20 protein-coding genes are annotated in these 21432 nt (G+C 59.6%); 6 read left to right on the top strand and 14 right to left on the bottom strand.

The window, feature by feature from the left end; all coding sequences use genetic code 11:
• Positions 1–5 precede the first annotated feature (5 nt).
• The 6 genes from ruvC to E3O56_RS25935 all read right to left on the bottom strand — a co-directional run bounded on the left by ruvC (position 6) and on the right by E3O56_RS25935 (position 4869).
• Entirely contained in the window at positions 6–530 is a 525-nt protein-coding gene (ruvC, locus tag E3O56_RS25960; RefSeq protein ID WP_005790910.1) for a crossover junction endodeoxyribonuclease RuvC, read from the bottom strand.
• 171 nt (positions 531–701) lie between these two features.
• Positions 702–1448: a YebC/PmpR family DNA-binding transcriptional regulator gene (locus E3O56_RS25955; RefSeq protein WP_032879699.1), complete on the bottom strand. Its 747-nt coding sequence runs from the start codon at positions 1446–1448 to the stop codon at positions 702–704.
• Between the two features lie 136 nt (positions 1449–1584).
• A complete protein-coding gene (gene aspS, locus E3O56_RS25950; RefSeq protein ID WP_005790914.1) occupies positions 1585–3360 on the bottom strand; it encodes an aspartate--tRNA ligase in 1776 nt (591 codons plus the stop codon).
• A 108-nt stretch (positions 3361–3468) separates the two neighbouring features.
• Entirely contained in the window at positions 3469–3690 is a 222-nt protein-coding gene (locus E3O56_RS25945; protein ID WP_003193872.1) for a zinc ribbon domain-containing protein, read from the bottom strand.
• 170 nt (positions 3691–3860) lie between these two features.
• Positions 3861–4214, bottom strand: a complete 354-nt coding sequence (locus tag E3O56_RS25940) for a ribbon-helix-helix domain-containing protein (RefSeq protein ID WP_032803701.1) — start codon at positions 4212–4214, stop codon at positions 3861–3863.
• Between the two features lie 181 nt (positions 4215–4395).
• Complete coding sequence (locus E3O56_RS25935) at positions 4396–4869, bottom strand: Dps family protein (RefSeq protein WP_003193874.1); 474 nt, start codon at positions 4867–4869, stop codon at positions 4396–4398.
• Between the two features lie 428 nt (positions 4870–5297).
• Here E3O56_RS25935 and E3O56_RS26840 point away from each other — a divergent pair, with 428 nt between their 5' ends.
• Entirely contained in the window at positions 5298–5900 is a 603-nt protein-coding gene (locus tag E3O56_RS26840) for a cold-shock protein (protein ID WP_005790922.1), read from the top strand.
• 73 nt (positions 5901–5973) lie between these two features.
• On the opposite strand, the gene E3O56_RS25925 is transcribed toward E3O56_RS26840, so the two are convergent.
• The gene (locus tag E3O56_RS25925; protein ID WP_005790924.1) at positions 5974–6180 is read right to left on the bottom strand and encodes a SlyX family protein; all 207 of its coding nucleotides are present in this window, start codon (positions 6178–6180) and stop codon (positions 5974–5976) included.
• Positions 6181–6183: 3 nt separating this feature from the next.
• Entirely contained in the window at positions 6184–6609 is a 426-nt protein-coding gene (locus tag E3O56_RS25920) for an HIT domain-containing protein (RefSeq protein ID WP_032879698.1), read from the bottom strand.
• A gap of 741 nt (positions 6610–7350) precedes the next feature.
• Here E3O56_RS25920 and E3O56_RS25915 point away from each other — a divergent pair.
• Positions 7351–8646, top strand: coding sequence for an OprD family porin (locus E3O56_RS25915; RefSeq protein WP_032879697.1), 1296 nt, complete (start codon positions 7351–7353; stop codon positions 8644–8646).
• 181 nt (positions 8647–8827) lie between these two features.
• Here E3O56_RS25915 and E3O56_RS25910 read toward each other — a convergent pair whose 3' ends face one another.
• Positions 8828–9670: a mechanosensitive ion channel family protein gene (locus E3O56_RS25910; RefSeq protein WP_032879695.1), complete on the bottom strand. Its 843-nt coding sequence runs from the start codon at positions 9668–9670 to the stop codon at positions 8828–8830.
• Positions 9671–9806: 136 nt separating this feature from the next.
• Positions 9807–10292, bottom strand: a complete 486-nt coding sequence (locus tag E3O56_RS25905; protein ID WP_003193880.1) for a YajQ family cyclic di-GMP-binding protein — start codon at positions 10290–10292, stop codon at positions 9807–9809.
• A 123-nt stretch (positions 10293–10415) separates the two neighbouring features.
• Here E3O56_RS25905 and E3O56_RS25900 point away from each other — a divergent pair, with 123 nt between their 5' ends.
• From E3O56_RS25900 to E3O56_RS25890, 3 genes are read left to right on the top strand one after another with little or no spacing between them, the layout of a single operon-like run.
• A complete protein-coding gene (locus tag E3O56_RS25900) occupies positions 10416–11333 on the top strand; it encodes a putative 2-dehydropantoate 2-reductase (RefSeq protein WP_248092601.1) in 918 nt (305 codons plus the stop codon).
• A gap of 46 nt (positions 11334–11379) precedes the next feature.
• The gene (locus E3O56_RS25895) at positions 11380–13416 is read left to right on the top strand and encodes an ATP-binding protein (protein WP_148852627.1); all 2037 of its coding nucleotides are present in this window, start codon (positions 11380–11382) and stop codon (positions 13414–13416) included.
• 2 nt (positions 13417–13418) lie between these two features.
• Positions 13419–13997: a cob(I)yrinic acid a,c-diamide adenosyltransferase gene (locus tag E3O56_RS25890; RefSeq protein WP_005790941.1), complete on the top strand. Its 579-nt coding sequence runs from the start codon at positions 13419–13421 to the stop codon at positions 13995–13997.
• Positions 13998–14115: 118 nt separating this feature from the next.
• Here the strand turns inward: E3O56_RS25890 and E3O56_RS25885 are convergent, their stop codons facing one another.
• The 3 genes from E3O56_RS25885 to secA form a co-directional block, all read right to left on the bottom strand.
• A complete protein-coding gene (locus tag E3O56_RS25885; RefSeq protein ID WP_248129174.1) occupies positions 14116–15060 on the bottom strand; it encodes a Nudix family hydrolase in 945 nt (314 codons plus the stop codon).
• 19 nt (positions 15061–15079) lie between these two features.
• A complete protein-coding gene (gene argJ / locus E3O56_RS25880) occupies positions 15080–16297 on the bottom strand; it encodes a bifunctional glutamate N-acetyltransferase/amino-acid acetyltransferase ArgJ (RefSeq protein WP_005790945.1) in 1218 nt (405 codons plus the stop codon).
• Between the two features lie 124 nt (positions 16298–16421).
• On the bottom strand, positions 16422–19157 hold the full coding sequence (gene secA / locus E3O56_RS25875) for a preprotein translocase subunit SecA (RefSeq protein ID WP_005790947.1): 2736 nt from the start codon (positions 19155–19157) through the stop codon (positions 16422–16424).
• A 306-nt stretch (positions 19158–19463) separates the two neighbouring features.
• On the opposite strand from secA, the gene E3O56_RS25870 reads away from it, so the two are divergent.
• Positions 19464–19919, top strand: a complete 456-nt coding sequence (locus tag E3O56_RS25870; RefSeq protein ID WP_005790949.1) for a DciA family protein — start codon at positions 19464–19466, stop codon at positions 19917–19919.
• 3 nt (positions 19920–19922) lie between these two features.
• Here the strand turns inward: E3O56_RS25870 and E3O56_RS25865 are convergent, their stop codons facing one another.
• The gene (locus E3O56_RS25865) at positions 19923–21401 is read right to left on the bottom strand and encodes a helicase HerA-like domain-containing protein (protein WP_103734709.1); all 1479 of its coding nucleotides are present in this window, start codon (positions 21399–21401) and stop codon (positions 19923–19925) included.
• Positions 21402–21432 lie beyond the last annotated feature (31 nt).

The following is a 21432-nucleotide window of genomic DNA, read 5'->3' as shown; positions in this document are numbered from 1 at the left end:
TGCTATCAGAGACGCAGCCGCCCGCCACGACTACGTGCGGTGCCCAAGCCGTGAGGCAACAGGCTGGAGCGGGTGTGTGCATGGCAAATGGCGATGGCCAGGGCGTCGGAGGCGTCGATCTGCGGTTTTGAAGTGAGCTTGAGCATGTGCATGACCATCATCTGCACCTGCTCCTTGTTGGCTGCACCGGTGCCGACCACGGCCTGTTTGACCTGGGTCGCGGTGTATTCAGCGATCTCCATGCCCTCCTCGGCACCCGCCACGATGGCAGCGCCACGGGCCTGGCCGAGCTTGAGAGCCGAATCGGCGTTCTTGGCCATGAAGACCTTTTCGATGCCCATGGTGACCGGGCCGTAGGTCTGGATGACTTCACGTACGCCGCGATAGACGATCTGCAGCCGCTCGGCCAATTCCCCTGCGCCGGTGCGGATGCAGCCCGAGGCAACATAGATGCAGCCACGCGGGGTCTGCTGCACCACGCCAAAACCGGTGATGCGCGAACCGGGGTCGATACCTAGGATTAAAGTCATAACGCCTGCGGGTTGGATAAACACATTTTTTGATACACAGAGACTCTAATGTGGGAGGGGGCTTGCTCCCGATGAGAGAGTGTCAGTAAGTACATTTGTGACTGACCCACCGCCATCGGGAGCAAGCCCCCTCCCACACAAGCCCCTCCCACATTGGGATATTCATCGTTCTTAAGTGAGCTGTTCGGCCACAGACTCAGGGATGTCGGCATTCGAATACACATTCTGCACATCATCCAGGTCTTCAAGCATATCCAGCATCTTCAACACCTTCTGCGCCCCCTCCAGGTCCAGCTCGGCACTGGTGGTCGGCAGCATCACGATTTCCGCGTCGGTGCCGCTGAAACCAGCAGCTTGCAGGGCATTACGCACGGCGTAGAAGCTGGCGAACGAGGTAAACACATCGATAGAGCCGTCTTCGTTGGTGACCACGTCGTCGGCGTCCGCTTCCATCGCGGCTTCCATCAGCGCGTCTTCATCGGTGCCAGGAGCGAAGGTGATCTGCCCTTTGCGTTCGAACAGGTAGGCCACCGAACCATCCGTGCCGAGGTTGCCACCGCATTTGCTGAACGCGTGGCGCACGGCTGCGGCGGTGCGGTTGCGGTTATCGGTCATGCACTCGACCATCACCGCCACGCCGCCCGGGCCGTAGCCTTCATAGGTCAGTTCGACCATATCGTCGGTGTCGGCCGCACCGGCACCACGAGCCACGGCGCGGTCAATGATGTCGCGGCTCATGTTGGCACCCAGCGCCTTGTCCAGCGCCAGGCGCAGACGCGGGTTAGAGCCCGGGTCACCGCCGCCCTGACGGGCTGCGACGGTCAGTTCGCGAATCCACTTGGTGAAGATCTTGCCCTTCTTGGCATCCTGACGCTCTTTGCGGTGCTTGATGTTCGCCCACTTGGAATGGCCAGCCATAACACAACTCCGAAATTCTCTAGAAACCTTATCAATCCCGCCCCCGGCGGGATTTCCCTCTTTTAAACGCAAAGGCGCATCCGAAGATGCGCCTTTTTGACTGCGTACAACCTTATCGCGCTTTCACGCTGCAGCCTTACTCAGCCTTCGGCGTCTCGCGCAGACGGATGTGCAGTTCGCGCAACGCCTTGGCATCCACCACACCCGGGGCCTGGGTCATGACGTCCGCAGCGCTCTGGGTTTTCGGGAAGGCGATCACTTCACGGATCGACTGGGCGCCGGTCATCAGCATCACCAGACGGTCCAGGCCGAACGCCAAACCACCGTGCGGTGGCGCGCCGTATTTCAGGGCGTCGAGCAGGAAGCCGAACTTCTCTTCCTGTTCCGCTTCGTTGATGCCCAGCAGGCGGAACACCGCTTGTTGCATCTCTTTGCGGTGGATACGGATCGAACCGCCACCCAGCTCAGTACCGTTGAGCACCATGTCGTAGGCACGGGACAGTGCGCCTGCCGGGTTGGCTTCCAACTCCTGCGGGGAGCACTTCGGCGCGGTGAACGGGTGGTGCAACGCGCTGAAGCTGCCGTCGTCGTTCTCTTCGAACATCGGGAAGTCGACGACCCACATCGGTGCCCATTCGCAGGTCAGCAGGTTCAGGTCGTGACCGAGCTTGATACGCAGCGCGCCCAGGGCTTCGCTGACGATCTTGGCCTTGTCGGCGCCGAAGAACACGATGTCGCCGTCAACGGCACCGACACGATCGAGGATCGTGTTCAGGTTGGCTTCAGGGATGTTTTTCACGATCGGCGATTGCAGGCCGTCAACGCCGTTGGCGCGCTCGTTGACCTTGATGTACGCCAGGCCCTTGGCACCATAGATGCCGACAAACTTGGTGTAGTCGTCGATCTGCTTGCGCGGCATGCTCGCGCCGCCAGGTACGCGCAGGGCAGCAATGCGGCATTTAGGGTCGTTGGCCGGGCCGCTGAACACCTTGAAGTCGACATCCTTGAGCTGGTCGGCCACGTCCACCAGTTCCAGCGGGTTACGCAGGTCTGGCTTGTCGGAACCGTAGCGGCGCATGGCTTCTTCGAAGGTCATGTGCGGGAATTCGCCGAACTCCAGGTCCAGCACTTCCTTGAACAGGTTGCGGATCATCTGCTCGGTCAGGCCCATGATCTCTTTTTCATCGAGGAAGCTGGTCTCGATGTCGATCTGGGTGAATTCCGGCTGGCGGTCAGCGCGCAGGTCTTCGTCACGGAAGCACTTGGCGATCTGGTAGTAACGGTCGAAGCCAGCCACCATCAGCAGTTGCTTGAACAGCTGCGGCGATTGCGGCAAGGCGAAGAAGCTGCCGGCGTGGGTACGGCTAGGCACCAGGTAGTCACGTGCGCCTTCCGGGGTAGCCCGGGTGAGGATCGGCGTCTCGACATCAAGGAAGCCGTTCTCATCCAGGAAACGGCGAATGCTGGTGGTCATGCGCGAACGCAGGCGCAGCTTCTCGGCCATTTCCGGACGACGCAGGTCCAGGAAGCGGTAGCGCAGGCGGGTTTCTTCGCCAACGTCGGAGTATTCGTTGAGTGGGAACGGCGGGGTTTCCGACTCGTTCAGCACTTCCAGCTCATAGCCCAGCACTTCAATGCCGCCGGACGCCATGTTCTTGTTCACGGCACCGGCCGGACGCAGGCGTACCTTGCCGGTGATCTTGACGACGTATTCGCTGCGCACGCGGTCGGCGGCGGCGAAGCTCTCGGCGCGGTCCGGGTCGAACACTACCTGGGCCAGACCATCGCGATCACGGATATCGAGGAAGATCACCCCGCCGTGGTCGCGGCGACGGTGAACCCATCCGCAAAGGGTGATTTCCTGACCTTCCAGGGTCTCGTTCAGTTGGCCGCAATAGTGGCTGCGCATCATGGTCGTGGTTTCACTTCTCGTAATTCGAAATTCGGTGGCAGGCCCGCCTCGTCACCGTACATTAAAGCAGGGGACGGATAATGCAGGAGCCTGCGCGTAGAGTTCAACTCAGTCTGCTTTGTCGCCGCCGGCCAGGTTCTTCTTGGCACCGGTCTTGAAATCAGTCTCGTACCAGCCGCTGCCGCTCAGGCGGAAGCCCGGCATGGACAACATCTTCTTCAACTCAGGTGCCTGGCAGGCAGGGCAATCGACCAGCGGCGCTGCGCTGATCTTCTGAATGGCTTCCAACTGGTGACCACAGGAAGCGCATTGATAGTCGTACATGGGCATGGAGATGTCTCGGCGATCAGATCGTTACAGCGCCACGCCCTGCCCTGTGCATAAAGCCCCGGCATGCGCAGCAAAGCGCGGGATTATATCTGGTAAATCGACACAGCGCAGCCGGCTTTCTGCCCCGGGGCCGGCCCACAAGGATGAAGGCCGGGCCCAGGGCCGCCGGGCTACGACGCGAAGGTGCCCTCAGCGGCGGGAGCAACCCGGCCCTTGAGCACGTGAACCACGCACACCACCCTCACCAGCCCACTGAAGTTCTTCACGCCTCCGTAACGCAAATGCACTTCCCGATCGACATAGGACAACAAGGCACTGACCGAACAGGCATTGATCCTGGCGATCTCCGTCAGGATGTTCCAGTAGATCTGCTCAAGCCGCAGGCAGGTCGAAAACCCATTGAGCCTGACCGACCGCGACAACGGCTTGGCCAGTCCCATATCGAACCCTTTTGCAAAAGGGTCGACCTTTATCTTGTGAAAACCACAGGTTTCCATCACTCCTTTACCCATTCCACGTGACATACACCCGACACTCCATTGCCAAACAGCAGCCAATGGGCTTCTCCCATTGAACGATGGGCCTATAAAACAGCACCCAGCGTGCAGCAGCCAGAAGACGGGGAGTCGTTAGTCGTAGGACAACGCCAGGAAGCGCAGGGAAACAAGCAGGCAGCGCTGAAACAGCGCCGCCCGGGTTTGACGGTTACTGGTTTTCGAGCAGCGAACGCAGCATCCACGCGGTTTTCTCGTGTACCTGCATACGCTGGGTCAACAGGTCGGCCGTCGGCTCATCGCTGACCTTGTCCAGCAGCGGGAAGATGCCTCGGGCGGTACGCGTAACCGCTTCCTGACCGGCCACCAGTTGCTTGATCATCTCTTCGGCGCTCGGCACACCCTCCTCTTCCTTGATCGAAGACAGGCGGGCGTAGATTGAATAGGCGCCCGGCGCCGGGAAGCCCAGGGCACGGATGCGCTCGGCAATGGAGTCCACCGCCAGCGCCAATTCGTTGTACTGCTCCTCGAACATCAAGTGCAGCGTACGAAACATGGGGCCTGTGACGTTCCAATGGAAGTTGTGGGTCTTCAGATACAGAACATAGGTATCGGACAGCAGTCGTGAAAGTCCGTCGACGATGGACTTACGGTCTTCTTCACTGATACCAATATCGATTGCCATGTTTTTCCCCTTCAATTGACGAGTATTCATTGATCAGGTGCAGGACCACTCTAGCAAGAGAGCGAGCCGCATGCAGCCCGTCACACCCAGGCGACCTGCGGCAAATCGCCCCGCATCGCTTGCAACTCGCGAATTGGCAAGCCTTTTTAGCCGTAGGAACGGTCTCGCAACGCCCGCCAAAAAATCCTGCACCTGTCTAGGACAAGCGTTTGCTGCACAAATGCCGTTGCCGTCGCAACACCCCGAAATGCTTGATTTGAGTAGGCACAGCCTTTGCTGTTAAATAGACGCCGTGTGGCTGCCGTTTATTCCTGCGGCACTTCACATAGGCTGATACCCGCGCACGTGCTCAACGCCTCCCATTGTTCAGAAGCGAACCGTGCCAGTCAGCTCTTCCTTGTGATCCGTCTTAACGTGAGTTAATCAAAATGTTGAAAATCGTCCACCTGCTAACGGGCGTTGCAGCTTTGCTGCTGTCCTTTATCCCGAGCCTGCAGCCTGAAAGCCTGCCCTACCTGCAACAACATGACGCTCTGTACCTGGCCTTGTTCGGCCTTCTTAACCTGACGCTCGCACCGGTAATCCCTTACTGGAACAAAGGCACGCGTCATCAACTGCAAAACCTGGTCAGTGCGCTGCTGGTGCTGACTGTTGTTGTTCAAACCCTCACCCTTTTGGCGCCTATGCCTGAAGTGGGTGGCCATCCGGCTATCCTGCTCAGCCTGGTGATTGCTGTGGTTGCCATTGTTCTTCACCTGGCCATCAGCTTCTACCGTTCGTCTCCGGCGGCCGCGTCGCAAAACTACGACATGACCAACCGGGATACCGGTACCGTCAAGTGGTTCAACACCTCCAAAGGCTTCGGCTTCATTTCCCGCGATTCGGGCGACGATATCTTCGTCCACTTCCGGGCTATCCGTGGCGAAGGCCATCGCGTGCTGGTCGAAGGCCAGCGCGTGGAGTTCTCGGTGATGAACCGTGACAAGGGCCTGCAAGCCGAAGACGTCATAGCTGCCCTGCCGCGTCGCTGATCCCAAGCCTTCGCAGCAAAAAAAACCGCGATCCGGCGTTGGCTGGATCGCGGTTTTTTATGGCCTGTGCATTTCAATAGTGCGGCGGCGGCGCTTCTTCTTCAGATGACTCGAACTGGCCGCCCATTTCTTCCTGGCGCTTGAGCAATGCCGTCATTTGCAATTGCAGGCGTTCAACCGCCCGCTGCTGTGTGACCAGGATGTCGTTGAGGGTCTCGATGGTGTCGTCCTGGAAGGCCAGGCGGCTTTCCAGGTCGGTAACGCGCTCTTGCAGGTCCATGATTCAGTCCTGGGTAAAGATGAAGTCGGCAGGCAACAGCGCACGCAATCGAGCGCGAATCGCCGCCACTTGCTCTTGGGTATAGGGCCGGGCCGGATGCTTGCCCCACACCGGCGCCGGCCAGGCCGCGTCATCGCGTTTGCGCACGATCACATGCACATGCAATTGGCTGACGACGTTACCCAGCGCACCGATGTTCATCTTGTCAGCGGCCAGCCCCTCGTTAAGCAGTTGCGCCAGGGCCGTCGTTTCTTGCCACAAGGTTTGTTGATCTGCGACATCCAGTTGAAACACTTCGCTGATACCGTCGATGCGTGGCACCAGAATGAACCAGGGGTAATTGGCGTCATTGGACAGCAGCAGGCGACAGAGCGGGAAGTCCCCAATGGCCAAGGTATCTTGTTGCAGGCGTTGATCTAAGGCGAACACGTGGGCACTCCGTTCGGCAGGTCGGGACAGGCGCCCAGCATACCTTTGAACGCCTGAGGCTTCACGGCCAATCCTGGCACTGTTGAGGCAGGCGGGTAAAAAATGCACCTTTTGGAGGCAGAAAAACAGTTGATCTACGCTAGACCGGGCCTTTAGGGCACGCACCAAAATGACCCATTCGTGCGTCAAAGGGATCCGCCAATTACCCACTGATGGGGGTGAACCGGTAACGTTTTACCCAAGTGAAGGTTTTGCGGGGCACCCGACAGTGGTAACACCCTGGACGTCAAGCCCAAACCAAACGGCGTAAGAGGCCCGTGCTTATGCGGTTTTTACATTCCCATCACGTTTTTCACGAAAAAATGACATTCGGTCGCCCGTTTGAGCACGCTTGTTGCATTCACCCCCGTATCGTCGGCAACGGCACCCGTCTGGAAGCAGGTGTTTCGCGATAAAAGTAGCGGCGTTTCAGTGTGTATCAAGGAAGTGTTCAAACTTTGAAAGAAGTCTGAAAAACAGCATTGAAGTTGTCAGCCTGGATACATTTCTGGCTGTGAATTTGCGACATGGATCTAGCGATTTACGACAGCCTCGTAAAGAAGCTGAAAGGATAGTTGAGTAAGTATCGTCAATAGGGTCTGCGTGAGATAACTTTGCGCCGACACAAAAAGAAAGAGCCGCCCAGATAAAAATACAGGTGGGACGGCAGTACTCTTCCTAAAACCAAAGGAGCAAATCACGATGCGCGTGATGAAGTGGAGCATGATCGCCCTGGCTGTTTCAGCAGGCACCTCGCAGTTCGCAATGGCGTCCGCCCAGGACGATTCCAAGGGCTTTATTGAGGACAGTACGGCCAGCATTCTGACTCGTACCCTTTATTTCAGCCGTGACTTCCGTAACAACGATTCCGGCCAGAGCCGTCGTGAAGAGACCGGCCTAGGTTTCCACGGCCTATTCAGCTCGGGCTACACCCAAGGCACCATCGGTGTCGGTGTCGATGTCATCGGCTTGATGGGCATCAAACTGGACAGCGGCAAGGGCCGCGCGAACACTGGACTGTTCCCTAACGGCTCCGATGGCCGCGCGCAGGATGAATACTCTAAAGGTGGCGCCGCAGTAAAATTTCGCATTTCTAACACAGTGCTGAAAGTCGGCGATCAATACACTACCGCCCCCGTCTTTGCCTCGGATGACAGCCGCTTGCTGCCGGAACTGCCGCAAGGCATCTCCATCACCAGCAACGAAATCAAAGACCTGAAACTGGAAGCCGGTCACTTCACGTCGATTGTTGCTCAGGACCAAACCTACAGGGACAGTATCTCCAGCTCCGAGCCAGGCTCAAGCCGCGGCCTGCGAGACGCCAATTTCGTGGGTGGCGTTTACGCCTGGACTCCAGAGTTCACCACCAGCCTCTACTACTCGAAGGTCGAAGACTACTGGAAGAAGCTCTACGCCAACGTGAACTGGACTCATGCGCTTAGCGATGACCAGTCCGTGGCGGTCGATTTCAACATCTACGACACCAAGAGCGACGGCGCAGGCCTGGTACGTGCTGATAAAGACGGTACTACCAAACTCGACAACCGTGCGTTCAGCTTGCAAGGTGCGTACACCATTGGCGCTCACACCTTTACCCTCGCAGCCCAAAAGGTCAGCGGCGACGGCCAGTATGGCTACGGCGTAGACGGCGGCGGCACGGTTTTCCTGGCCAACTCCATCGCCCGTTCCGACTTCAACGCTGAAGGCGAGAAGTCGTTTCAAGCTCGCTACGACATCAACATGGCGACCTTTGGTATTCCTGGCCTGAGCTTCATGACTCGTTACGTAACAGGTAGCGGCGCCAACACCAACCTCACTAGCAACGGCAAAGAGTGGGAGCGCGATATCGAGGCTAAATATGTGATCCAAAGCGGTGCGGCCAAAGATCTGAGCCTACGTCTACGTCAAGCGACTTATCGCTCCTCGGATAACGTCTACGGATCGCCGTCTCTGGACGAACTGCGTCTGATCGCACAGTACCCGCTGAACATCTTGTAATTGCCGGTTTAATTACAACGATGACTTGAGGCCTCGGCCTTAAACAAAAAGCCGCTCCTCTGTTTAAACAGGGAGCGGCTTTTTTATTGCAGTTTTATTTCATCCCGAAAACAACTAGCAAGCTAAGTAACTAGCTTGTCAAAGCTGACCTTTCGGCCAACTTCGATAGCAGTACGCCAAGTTATTTCGGCGCACTTTCCTGCATCACGCGAATAACCCGTTGTGGAAACGGAATATCAATCCCTGCCGCTTTCAAACGGTCACGTGCCAGTTCATTAAACATAAACATCACGTCCCAATAATCCGGGGTATTGGTCCAGCAACGCAGGGAAACGGTGATGGAGCTATCACCCAGGGTCGAGACCACCGCTACAGGCGCAGGATCAGCCAGCACGCGTGGATCTTTGGCCAACTCCAGCAACACCTCACGGGCTTTTTGCAGGTCGGCTTCATAGTCCACGCCCACATCAAACACTACTTTGCGGGTCGGCTGGCGGTTGGTGTTGGTGATGATCCCATTGGACAGGATGCCGTTCGGCACGATCACTGTCTTGTTGTCACCGGTACGGATCACCGTGTGGAAGATCTGGATGCTGTCGACGGTACCCGAGGTGCCCTGCGCTTCGATCCAGTCACCGATGCGGAACGGACGAAACAGCAGAATCAGCACACCACCAGCGAAGTTCGCCAGGCTGCCCTGCAATGCCAGGCCGATCGCCAGGGTTGCCGCACCGATGGCGGCGACGAACGAGGTGGTTGCCACGCCGATCATCGAGGCCACGCTGACGATCAGCATGACTTTCAGCGCAATGTTCGCCAGGCTGGTGACGAAGTGCTGCAGCGCCAGGTCGGCGTTGCGCACGGCCAGCAAACGGCCTACACGATGGGTAAAGACATTGATCAGCCACCAGCCAATGGCCAGGGTGATCACTGCCAGTAATACCCGGCTGCCATATTCCATGATCATGGGGATCCAAGACTGAGAGGTCTTGATCAGGTGATCCATTTCAGCGTTCAAATCCATCTACTTTCTCCTGTGGTGCGGCGATAGGGCTCTATTGACTGCCTGAAAACGCAATTGAGCCCCGAAGGGCTCAATTGTAGGCACTGATTCTGGGGCGTGGGACGTCAAAAACACCCACAGGTTCCCCAAAGTGCCATCAGTCGCGGAAGTTATTGAACTGCAGCGGCATATCGAAAGTCTTGGCACGCAGGGCCGCAATAGCCTCTTGCAGATCATCGCGCTTCTTGCCGGTGACACGCACCTGCTCGCCCTGAATGGCGGCCTGGACTTTCAGCTTGGCATCCTTGATATGCGCGACGATCTTCTTCGCCAGCTCCTTGTCGATGCCTTCCTTGAGCACGGCTTCCTGCTTCATCAGCTTGCCGGAGGCGTAGGCGTCCTTGACTTCAAGGCACTGCACGTCGATCTTGCGCTTGACCAGGGCCAGCTTGAGGATCTCGATCATCGCTTCCAGCTGGAAATCGGCTTCAGCGGTCAGGTTGACGGTCAGTTCCTTTTCCTTGAATTCGAAGCTGCCCTTGCCTTTCAGGTCATAGCGACGGTCCAGTTCCTTGACGGCGTTCTCGACGGCGTTGGTGACTTCGTGTTTGTCCAGTTCAGATACCACGTCGAACGAAGGCATGTGATTTCTCCAATATAAGGGGCGGGCTCAGTAGAGATGGAGCGCGCCCGAGCTAAAATTCCGGGGCATTATAGCGGTTCTTTCGCGCCGTTCACCGCTGGCGACCTTATGGAGCACACACTGATGTCGACCCCCTGGCATATTCTTGGCGCCGGCAGCCTGGGCACCCTCTGGGCCACGCGACTGGCGCGCGCCGGCGTGCCCGTCAGGCTGATTCTTCGTAACCAGGCGCGCCTGGCCAGCTATCGCGCCGGCCAAGGGCTGACCCTGGTGGAACGCGGTGTGGAACACACTTATCCGGTCATCGGCGAAACGCCTGACAGCCCAGAGCCGATTCGGCGTCTGCTAGTAGCATGCAAAGCCTACGACGCTCAAAGCGCCATCGCCCAGTTGCAGCATCGACTGGCACCGGACGCCGAATTGATCCTGCTGCAAAACGGCCTCGGCAGCCAGGACGCGGTGGCTGCGCAATGGCCGTCGGCGCGCTGCATCTTTGCCTCCAGCACTGAAGGTGCATTTCGCGATGGCGATTGGCGCGTGGTATTCGCCGGCCATGGCTACACTTGGCTGGGTGACGCGAGCCATCCCGCCCCACCGCTGTGGCTGGATGATCTGCAAGCGGCGGGCATTCCCCATGAATGGGCCACTGATATCCTGACGCGCCTGTGGCGCAAGCTCGCGCTCAATTGCGCCATCAACCCACTGACCGTGCTGTACCACTGCCGCAACGGCGGTTTAAGCGCCCACCACTGCGAGGTCGCCACGCTCTGCGCCGAGCTGGCCGAACTGCTGGAGCGCTGCGGCCAGCCTGCGGCTGCACAGGACTTGCACAGCGAAGTCGAGCGAGTAATCCAGGCCACCGCCGCCAACTATTCCTCCATGTACCAGGACGTCGCCAACGCCCGACGTACCGAGATCAGCTACCTGCTGGGCTACGCTTGCCAGGCCGCGGCCCGCCATCAGTTGGCAGTGCCGCATCTGCAACAGGTGCACACGCGCCTGGTGACGCATTTGCTCGCACGCGGATTGGCCAGCGACTGAGGCACGCGCTACCCTGCCTACCTGTCTATCACCTGGGAAAACCCTGATGCCACTGCGCCAGCGTCTTGAAAATCTACCGGTAGGGCAGAAACTGCTGGCGGCCCTGCTAGTACTGTTGACCACCGTATTGCTGGTGGCCAACCTGACGTTTATCAGCGCTGCTTACTGGATCTCCCAGGAAAGCATGGCCCCCCAGGCCCTGCAGGCCATCGGTCGGCTGGTGTCCAACCCGTCGCTCGCCGCACAGGCGCTTGAATCCCCGGCCAAGGCCGAGGCACTGCTCAACGAACTGACCAGCTATTCACCGTTGCGCGCCGCCGCCCTGTATGACGGCGAAGGCAACCGCCTGGCGCAGATGCAACACGGCGACCGCCTGCACCTGCCGGACCACTACCGGCATATTGAAGCGTGGCGTGTTACCGAGTTTCGCAGCAACCAGGTCATCACCCTGCCCCGTGGCAACCAGCCTTCCGGGCATTTGTTGCTGGTGGCCACAAGTGAGCTGCCGGTGGCCTTCTATACCGGCACGCTGACCGCGAGCCTGGGCATCCTGATCTTCAGTGTGTTGCTGTGGCTGGTCATCGCCCGGCAGATCAAACGCCTGATTACCCGCCCCATCCATGAACTGGAAGAGCTTTCGCGCCAGGTCACCCGCGAAGAGAACTACGCCCTGCGCGCAGGGCCTGGCAACCATGATGAAATCGGCAGCCTGGCCGAAGCCTTCAACACCATGCTGTCGCGTATCGAAGCCCGCGAGCAGCAACTCAAGCGCGCCCGTGACGACTCCCAGGCCGCCTACGACCAGGCCCAGGGTTTGGCCGAAGAAACCCGGCATACCAACCGCAAGCTCGAACTGGAAGTTCAGGTGCGCAGCAAGATCGAGAAAAAACTCACCGGTTTCCAGAACTACCTCAACAGCATCATCGACTCGATGCCCTCGGCGCTGATCGCACTGGATGAACAGCTCTACGTCACTCAGTGGAACCAGGAAGCCACTGCTCTCTCCGGCACGCGCCTGGACGAAGCCCTGAACCAGCCGATCTTTCTGGCCTTCCAGCCGCTCAAGCCGTACCTGCCACAAATCAAGGCAACGGTGGAGCAACACTCGGTGGAGCGGATAGAACGGGTCACCTGGATCAAGGACGACGAGCCCAAGCATTACGCCCTGACGTTCTACCCATTGATGGGCGGTGCCGGGCGCGGCGTGGTGATCCGGATCGACGACATCACCCAGCGCCTGTCCCTGGAAGAAATGATGGTGCAATCTGAGAAGATGCTCTCGGTCGGCGGCCTCGCGGCCGGTATGGCCCATGAGATCAACAACCCTCTGGGCGCCATCCTGCATAACGTGCAGAACATTCGCCGCCGCCTGTCCCCCGACCTGCCCAAGAACCTGGAGCTCGCCGAACAAGTGGGGATTGAACTGGACACGGTCAATCGCTACCTGCAAGGCCGCGAAGTCCCGCAGTTGCTCGACGGCATCCAGCAAGCTGGCGCCCGCGCCGCGAAAATCGTCACCCACATGCTCAGCTTCAGCCGGCGCAGTAATCGCCAGATGGCCCCCTGCGACTTGCCGGCCTTGATCGACCAGGCCGTGGAAATTGCCGGCAACGATTTCGACCTCACCATCGGCTTCGACTTCAAGGGCCAAGCGATCATCCGCCAGTTCGACCCGCAACTGGGCCCCGTGCCCGGCACCGCCAACGAGCTGGAACAAGTGCTGCTCAATTTGCTGAAGAACGCCGCCCAGGCCATTCACCTGCGTGAAGACGACAGCGAACCGGGGCGCATTATCCTGCGCACCCGCCTCAACCCGCCGTGGGCAGAAATCCAGGTGGAAGACAACGGCATCGGCATGAGCGAAAACGTGCGCAAACGCACGTTCGAGCCGTTCTTCACCACCAAGGAAATCGGCCAGGGCACCGGGCTTGGGCTGTCGGTGTCGTATTTCATCATTACCAACAACCACAAGGGCCAGATGGAAGTGCATTCCACCCTGGGCCAGGGCACGTGCTTTACCTTGCGCCTGCCGCTTGCCGGCAGCCAATTGCCCCCCACTGAACTTACCCAACTGGAGCACTGACCATGGGCTTTCGCCTGTCGAAGATCTACACCCGTACCGGCGACAAGGGCGAGACCGGCCTCGGCGACGGCCGCCGCGTGCCCAAGGACCACCCACGCGTGGAGGCGATTGGCGAGGTGGATACGCTGAACAGCCAGTTGGGCTTGCTGCTGGCCAACCTTGAAGAGCAAAGCGGCAAGCATCCGGCGCTAATGGATGTGATTGAGGTGCTCACACCTTGCCAACATCGCCTTTTCGACCTGGGCGGCGAGCTGGCGATGCCGGTGTACAAGGCATTGAATGCGGCGGAAGTGGATCGGCTGGAAGCGGCGATTGATCGCTGGAATGAGGAGGTTGGGCCGCTGGAGAACTTCATCCTGCCTGGCGGCTCGGCGTTGATCGCCCAAGCCCATGTGTGTCGTAGCCTGGCGCGCAGTGCGGAGCGGCGGTGTCAGCACCTGAATGCGCTGGAGCCGCTGGAGGGGGTGGGATTGGCGTATATCAATCGGTTGTCGGACTTGCTGTTTGTGGCGGCCAGGGTGATTGCCCGGCGCCAAGGTGTTGCTGAAGTGTTGTGGCAGGCGGCTGCCAAGCCACACTGAGATTTATCGGGTGACTGGCAAGACCTCATCGGGAGCAAGCCCCCTCCCACATTTTGAATTGTGAATACATTCAAGTGTGGGAGGGGGCTTGCTCCCGATAGGGCCCGTCAGCGCAACATCAAACCTGCGGCCAGAAGGCCCGAATCCCAGCCACGCCTTGCGCCCCGGCTTCCCAGGCCTGCTCCCGCTGCGCAGGCCCAACCCCGCCCAGCAGAAACACCGGCTTACTGAACCCGGCGATCAACTGCGCCGCCTGCTCCCAACCTAAAGGCTGCGCATCCGGATGCGTCTGGGTCGGCTGTACCGGCGACAGGGTGACAAAGTCCACGTCCATCATCTCTGCCAGTGCCAGCTCTTCGGCGTTGTGGCAAGAAGCCGCCAACCAGCGATCCTTCGGCAGCGGTCGGCCTTTGCTCGCATACTTACGCAGTTGCGCCGAGGTCATGTGCCAGCCGGCGGCAGGGAAATCCCCCAGCCATTCGAACGGCCCTTTAAGCATCAGTTGTGCCTTGCCGGCACACAAGCCAACCGCATCCACCGCCAGATCGCGGTATTTGGGGTCATAGCCGTTGGGCGCACGCAGTTGAACCAGCTTGATGCCACCAGCGATGGCCTTCTGGATACCACGCAACAACATCGGGGTTTCCAGCTCACCGGGGGTGACCAGGTACTCGGCGGGCAGGCGCGCAGCAGCAACAATCGGCGCATTCGCCGCCGGGAACTCATAGTTGAGCAAGTCCCGCGGCGACACCCATTCCAACGGCTGCCCTTCGGCCCCATGAGGCTCGCCGGTAAAAGCCGAGACTTCCCAGACATCCAGCAATACCTGCTTGTCCGGGTAGTCGTGCTGCACCTTGATCAGCGGCCGCGCCGTGGTGACCTGGATACCCAGTTCTTCCTGCAATTCACGGGACAAGGCCGTGGCGACCGACTCATCGGCCTCCACCTTGCCGCCGGGAAATTCCCAGAGGCCGCCTTGATGCTGTGTATCGGCACGGCGCGCCAACAGGATCCTGCCGTCGACACCGCGGATCACCGCTGCTGCTACATGCACTCGTTTCACCACCAGTTTCCTCTTGGTATCAGGTACGGTATTCCGCGTTGATCTTCACGTACTCGTGGGACAGGTCGGTAGTCCAGATGGTTTCGCTGCACTCGCCGCGGCCCAGTTCGATGCGGATGGTGATTTCTTCCTGCTGCATCACCGCCGAGCCCTGGGCTTCGGTGTAGGTTTCGGCACGGGCACCGCGGCTGGCGATGCATACGTCGCCCAAGAACACGTCGATCTTGCTCACGTCCAGGTCCGGCACGCCGGCACGGCCAACGGCGGCCAGGATACGCCCCCAGTTAGGGTCCGATGCAAACAGTGCGGTCTTGATCAGCGGCGAGTGAGCCACGGTGTAACCCACATCCAGGCATTCCTGATGGTTGCCGCCGCCATTGACTTCAACCGTAACGAACTTGGTCGCGCCCTCGCCGTCGCGCACGATGGCCTGGGCCACCTCCATGCACACTTCAAACACGGCCTGCTTCAACGCCGCGAACAGCGGGCCTTCGGTGGACGTGATTTCCGGCAAGTTGGCCTGGCCAGTGGCGATCAGCATGCAGCAGTCGTTGGTGGAAGTGTCGCCGTCGATGGTGATGCGGTTGAACGACTTGTTGGCGCCATCGAGCATCAGGCGCTGCAGCACATCGCGGGAGACTTTGGCGTCGGTGGCGATATAACCGAGCATGGTGGCCATGTTCGGACGGATCATGCCTGCGCCCTTGCTGATACCGGTCACGGTGACGGTCACGCCGTCATGCACGAACTGGCGGCTCGCGCCTTTTGGCAAGGTGTCCGTGGTCATGATGCCGGTGGCCGCAGCCGCCCAGTTATCCACAGACAGGTCATCCAGCGCAGCCTGAAGGGCGCCTTCGATTTTTTCCACTGGCAGCGGCTCACCGATCACGCCGGTGGAGTACGGCAGCACTTGGCTGGCGTCCACGCCGGCCAGTTGCGCCAGCTTGGCGCAGGTGCGCGCAGCCGCCACCAGGCCAGGCTCGCCGGTGCCGGCGTTGGCGTTGCCGGTATTGGTCAGCAGGTAGCGAATCGACCCGGCCACCCGCTGCTTGGCCAGGATCACTGGCGCGGCGCAAAAAGCGTTGAGGGTGAATACACCTGCCACGGTCGAGCCTTCGGCACAGCGCATCACTACCACATCCTTGCGCCCCGGGCGCTTGATGCCGGCCGAAGCGATACCGAGTTCAAAACCGGCGACCGGGTGCAATGTGGGCAAAGGACCAAGACCAACAGCCATGTATGCGCTCCTTGAAATAGATGATGTCTGTGCCGTCGCTATCGACGGTGGGAATTAATGGCAAAACGCCGCGACGGCTGGTGCCGGTCGCGGCGCGGGGGTGTTGCAGCGTCAGGCGAAAATCTTATTCGATCTGGCCGTGGCAGTGTTTGTATTTCTTGCCCGAACCGCAGAAGCACAGCTCGTTGCGGCCCAGTTTCTGATCATTGCGAACCGGGCTTTGAGCCAGGGCCACGTCGACCTCTTCACCCAACGCTTCAGGCGCTTCCAGGCCCGGAGCCTCGTCATGCTGGAACTGCATGCGCGCAGCCAGCGCCTCGGCTTCCTGACGCAGGCGTGCCTCTTCCTCGATCGGGTCTTCGCGACGCACCTGAACGTGGGACAGCACGCGAATCGAATCGCGCTTGATCGAATCCAGCAGCTCGGAGAACAGCGTGAACGACTCGCGCTTGTACTCCTGCTTCGGGTTCTTCTGGGCGTAACCGCGCAGGTGGATGCCGTGACGCAGGTGGTCCATGGTCGACAGGTGGTCTTTCCACAGGTCGTCCAGCACGCGCAGCACGATTTGCTTCTCGAAGGTGCGCAGTGCTTCGGCACTCGCCTGCTCTTCTTTCTCGTTGTACGCGGCCAGCAGTTCGGCCATCAGTTTTTCGCGCAGGGTTTCTTCGTACAGGTGGTCGTCTTCGTCCAGCCATTGCTGAACCGGCAAGTCGACACCGAAGTCGCTCTTCAACGCGGCTTCCAGGCCGGCAACATCCCACTGTTCAGGCAGGGACTGTGGCGGGATATGGGCGCTGACGGTAGCGTTGAGCACGTCCTGACGGAAGTCAGCGATGGTCTCGCCAATATTGTCGGCGGCCAGCAACGTGTTACGCATGTGATAGATCACTTTACGCTGTTCGTTGTTGACGTCATCGAACTCGAGCAGTTGCTTGCGAATGTCGAAGTTGCGGCCTTCGACCTTGCGCTGGGCTTTCTCGATGGCGTTGGTCACCATGCGGTGCTCGATCGCTTCACCGGACTGCATGCCCAGGGCCTTCATGAAGTTCTTCACCCGATCAGAGGCGAAGATGCGCATCAGGCTGTCTTCCAGCGACAGGTAGAAACGGCTGGAACCGGCGTCCCCCTGACGGCCGGCACGGCCACGCAGCTGATTGTCGATACGGCGCGATTCGTGACGCTCGGAGGCGATCACCTGCAAGCCACCGGATTCCAGCACGGCCTGGTGGCGCTTCTGCCAGTCAGCCTTGATCTGGGCGATCTGCTCAGGGGTCGGGTTGTCGAGCGAGGCCACTTCCACTTCCCAGTTGCCGCCCAACAGGATGTCGGTACCACGACCGGCCATGTTGGTAGCGATGGTCAGCGCGCCAGGGCGACCGGCCTGGGCAATGATCTCGGCTTCCTTTTCGTGGAACTTGGCGTTGAGTACCTTGTGCTCGATGCCTTCCTTGTTAAGCAGGTTGGACACGTGCTCGGAAGTTTCGATAGTGGCGGTACCCACCAGGATCGGGCGGCCCTTGGCCATGCCGTCCTTGATATCGTTGATGATCGCCGCGTATTTCTCTTCGGCAGTCAGGAACACCAGGTCGTTGTAGTCTTTACGCGCCAACGGTTTGTTCGGCGGAATGACCATCACGGCCAGGTTGTAGATCTGGTGGAACTCGAACGCTTCAGTGTCGGCCGTACCGGTCATGCCGGACAGTTTGTTGTACAGACGGAAGTAGTTCTGGAAGGTGGTGGACGCCAACGTCTGGCTTTCGGCCTGGATGTTGAGGTGTTCCTTCGCTTCGATGGCCTGGTGCAGGCCTTCGGACAGACGGCGACCGGGCATGGTACGACCGGTGTGTTCGTCAACCAGCACGACCTGGCCGTCCTGCACGATGTATTCGACGTTGCGATGGAACAGCTTGTGGGCGCGCAGGCCGGCATACACGTGGGTCAACAGGCCCAGATTGTGCGCCGAGTACAGGCTTTCACCCTCGGCCAGTTCGCCGATCTGGGTCAGCATCTCTTCGACGAACTGGTGACCGGCTTCGTTGAGTTCGACCTGGCGGGTCTTCTCGTCGATGGTGAAGTGACCTTCTTTGGTCACCACGCCTTCGACTTCCTCGATGTGCTGCTCCAGGCGCGGGATCAACTTGTTGATCTCGGTGTACAGGCGCGAGCTGTCTTCGGCCTGACCGGAGATGATCAGCGGCGTACGGGCTTCGTCGATGAGGATGGAGTCGACTTCGTCGATCACGGCAAAGTTGAGTTCACGCTGGAATTTTTCTTCCATGCTGAACGCCATGTTGTCGCGCAGGTAGTCGAAACCGAATTCGTTGTTGGTGCCGTAGGTGATATCGGCGGCGTAGGCAGCGCGCTTCTCTTCCGGCGGCTGGAACGGCGTTACCACGCCGACGGTCAGGCCGAGGAATTCATACAGCGGGCGCATCCAGTTGGCGTCCCGGCGGGCCAGGTAGTCGTTCACCGTCACAACGTGCACGCCCTTGCCGGACAGTGCGTTGAGGTAAACGCCCAGGGTTGCCACCAGGGTCTTGCCTTCACCGGTACGCATTTCGGCAATCATGCCTTCATGCAAGGTCATGCCGCCGATCAACTGGACGTCGAAGTGGCGCATGCCCATAACGCGCTTACCGGCTTCGCGGGCGACCGCGAAGGCTTCGGGCAGCAGCTTGTCGAGGGTTTCACCTTTGGCTATGCGGGCCTTGAACTCTTGGGTCTTGGCGCGCAATTGCTCGTCCGACAGAGCAACCATCTGCTCCTCGAAGGCATTGACCAGCTGCACCGTCTTGAGCATGCGTTTGACTTCGCGCTCATTCTTGCTTCCAAAAAGTTTCTTTAACAAAGGCGCAAACATATCGGCAGGTTCTTCCACACATAGGGATGGAGGGCGCACCGTGAGTGGCCCGAGCAGCCCTCACGGCCGCATTGCGAACGCGCATTCTACCCGGAATCGTGGGTGAGGAAAGTAACGTTGTTTCCCGATGCAGGCGCGGCGCTATGAGAGGGCTTGTTTAAAATAAGGGCTTTTGCGCGAACTTCAACCCATAGAGCGCAGAAGTTACTTATTGATTTCATGGGTAAAGCCCAGCCAAGGCATGGCTGCGGGGCATACCGGCGCTTTCTGGTAAGATAACCGCTCTGTTACCTAAGGTGTCTAAACATGGCATTTCGCCCTCTTACAGCCCGCGCTCCCGGCGTGTTGCTTCGCGAAGCCAAGCCGTTGAAAGCCATCTTTGGCCATGCGCAACGCTTGGGCCGTTTGCAGCGCCTGCTTGAAAGCCAGTTGCAACCGGCCGCACGTGAGCATTGTCATGTGGCGTCCTGGCGAGAAGGCAATCTGCTATTAATTGTCACTGATGGCCATTGGGCCACACGCTTGCGCTATCAGCAAAAACGCTTGCAGCGCCAGTTGATGGTCTTTGACGAGTTCGCCGGTTTGACGCGCATTCAGTTCAAGGTACAGCCGCCCACCGTGCCGCAAGGCGCAGTGGGGCATACAATGGACCTGTCGGAAAATGCGGCCGAAACCCTCCAGGCAACCGCCGAAGGGATCAGCGACCCAGGCTTGCGCGCAGCCCTGGAACGGCTGGCCGCTCATGCCCGGCCCAAAGCCTGAACACTACTTGCGTTTGCTGCCGCCCAGCAACGAGCCCAACAGGCCACGTACCAACTGGCGCCCCATTTGATTGGCCGCCTGCTGCATGGCTGACTTCAGCGCCTTGCCGGCAGTAGTCCCCAGGAATGCACCGGCCTTGTCGGTAAAGCTCGGTTCTTCGGCGGTCGGTGCGGTTTCCTCGGTGGGCCCAAGTTCCTTGCGAGCCATCAGCACTTCATAGGCCGACTCCCGGTCAACCGGCTTGTCATAGCGGCCCAACAGCGGCGAACTGGCGACCAACGCCGCACGCTCTGCTGCGCTGAGCGGCCCGATCCGCGATTGCGGGGGAGCAACCAGTACGCGCTGGACGACTTCCGGGGTGCCCTTTTCCTGCAAGGTTCCCACCAACGCCTCACCCGTCCCCAACTCTGTGAGCACCGACAAGGTATCGAAGGTCGGGTTGGGCCGGAAACCGTCGGCCACCGCCCGCAGGGATTTCTGCTCTTTGGCGGTGAACGCACGCAAACCATGCTGAATGCGCAAACCCAGTTGCGCCAGCACCGTATCCGGCAAGTCGCCCGGCGATTGGGTGACAAAGTACACGCCGACGCCTTTGGAGCGGATCAAGCGTACGACTTGCTCCAGACGTTCCTGCAAGGCTTTTGGCGTATCCGCGAACAGCAAATGCGCCTCGTCGAAAAACAGCGCCAGCAGCGGTTTGTCGGCATCGCCACGCTCCGGCAATTGCTCGAACAACTCTGCCAGCAGCCACAACAGGAAGGTCGCGTAGACCTTCGGCGCTTCATGCACCAGCCGGCTGGCATCGAGCAGATGAATGCGCCCGCGGCCATCGCTGGCCGGTTGCAGAATATCTTCAAGTTGCAGGGCCGGCTCGCCAAACAAGGCTTCGGCGCCCTGCTGCTCCAGCACAGCCAGGCGTCGCAACAGCGCCTGGCTGGAACCGGTGGTCATCAACGCCGCGTCTTCACCCAGCAGCTCCGGGTGATAGCGCAGGTGATTGAGCAGTGCCTTGAGATCCTTGAGGTCCAGCAGCAACAGACCTTCGCGGTCGGCCACCTTGAAGGTCGCATAGAGCGCCGATTGCTGGCTGTCAGTCAGCTCCAACAAGCTGCCGAGCAACAACGGGCCCATTTCGCTGATGGTGGTGCGCAGCGGATGACCGGACTGCCCGTGGATATCCCACAGGGTGACCGGATACGCCTGGGCCGTGTAATCCAGGAACGGCATACCGGCAATGCGCTCGGCCACTTTGCCCTGAGGGTTGGCGGCGGCGCCCAGGCCACAGAGGTCGCCCTTGATGTCAGCGGCGAACACCGCCACGCCCGCATCACTGAAGGCTTCGGCCAGGCGCTGCAAGGTGACGGTCTTGCCGGTGCCGGTGGCGCCGGCGATCAACCCGTGACGGTTGGCCAGGCGCATGGACTGGGCGATGGGCTGGCCGTCAAGGCCGGCACCGATAAGCAGTTGTGTGGAGTCAGGCATTTCGTCACCTATGGTTAATCTTTAGTGCCGC

This window comes from Pseudomonas sp. W2Aug9, from assembly GCF_023127755.1.
In the GTDB taxonomy this organism is placed as follows: domain Bacteria; phylum Pseudomonadota; class Gammaproteobacteria; order Pseudomonadales; family Pseudomonadaceae; genus Aquipseudomonas; species Aquipseudomonas synxantha_A.
The sequence above is the reverse complement of the archived record's forward strand: the minus strand, read 5'-3'. Positions and strand labels throughout refer to the sequence as shown.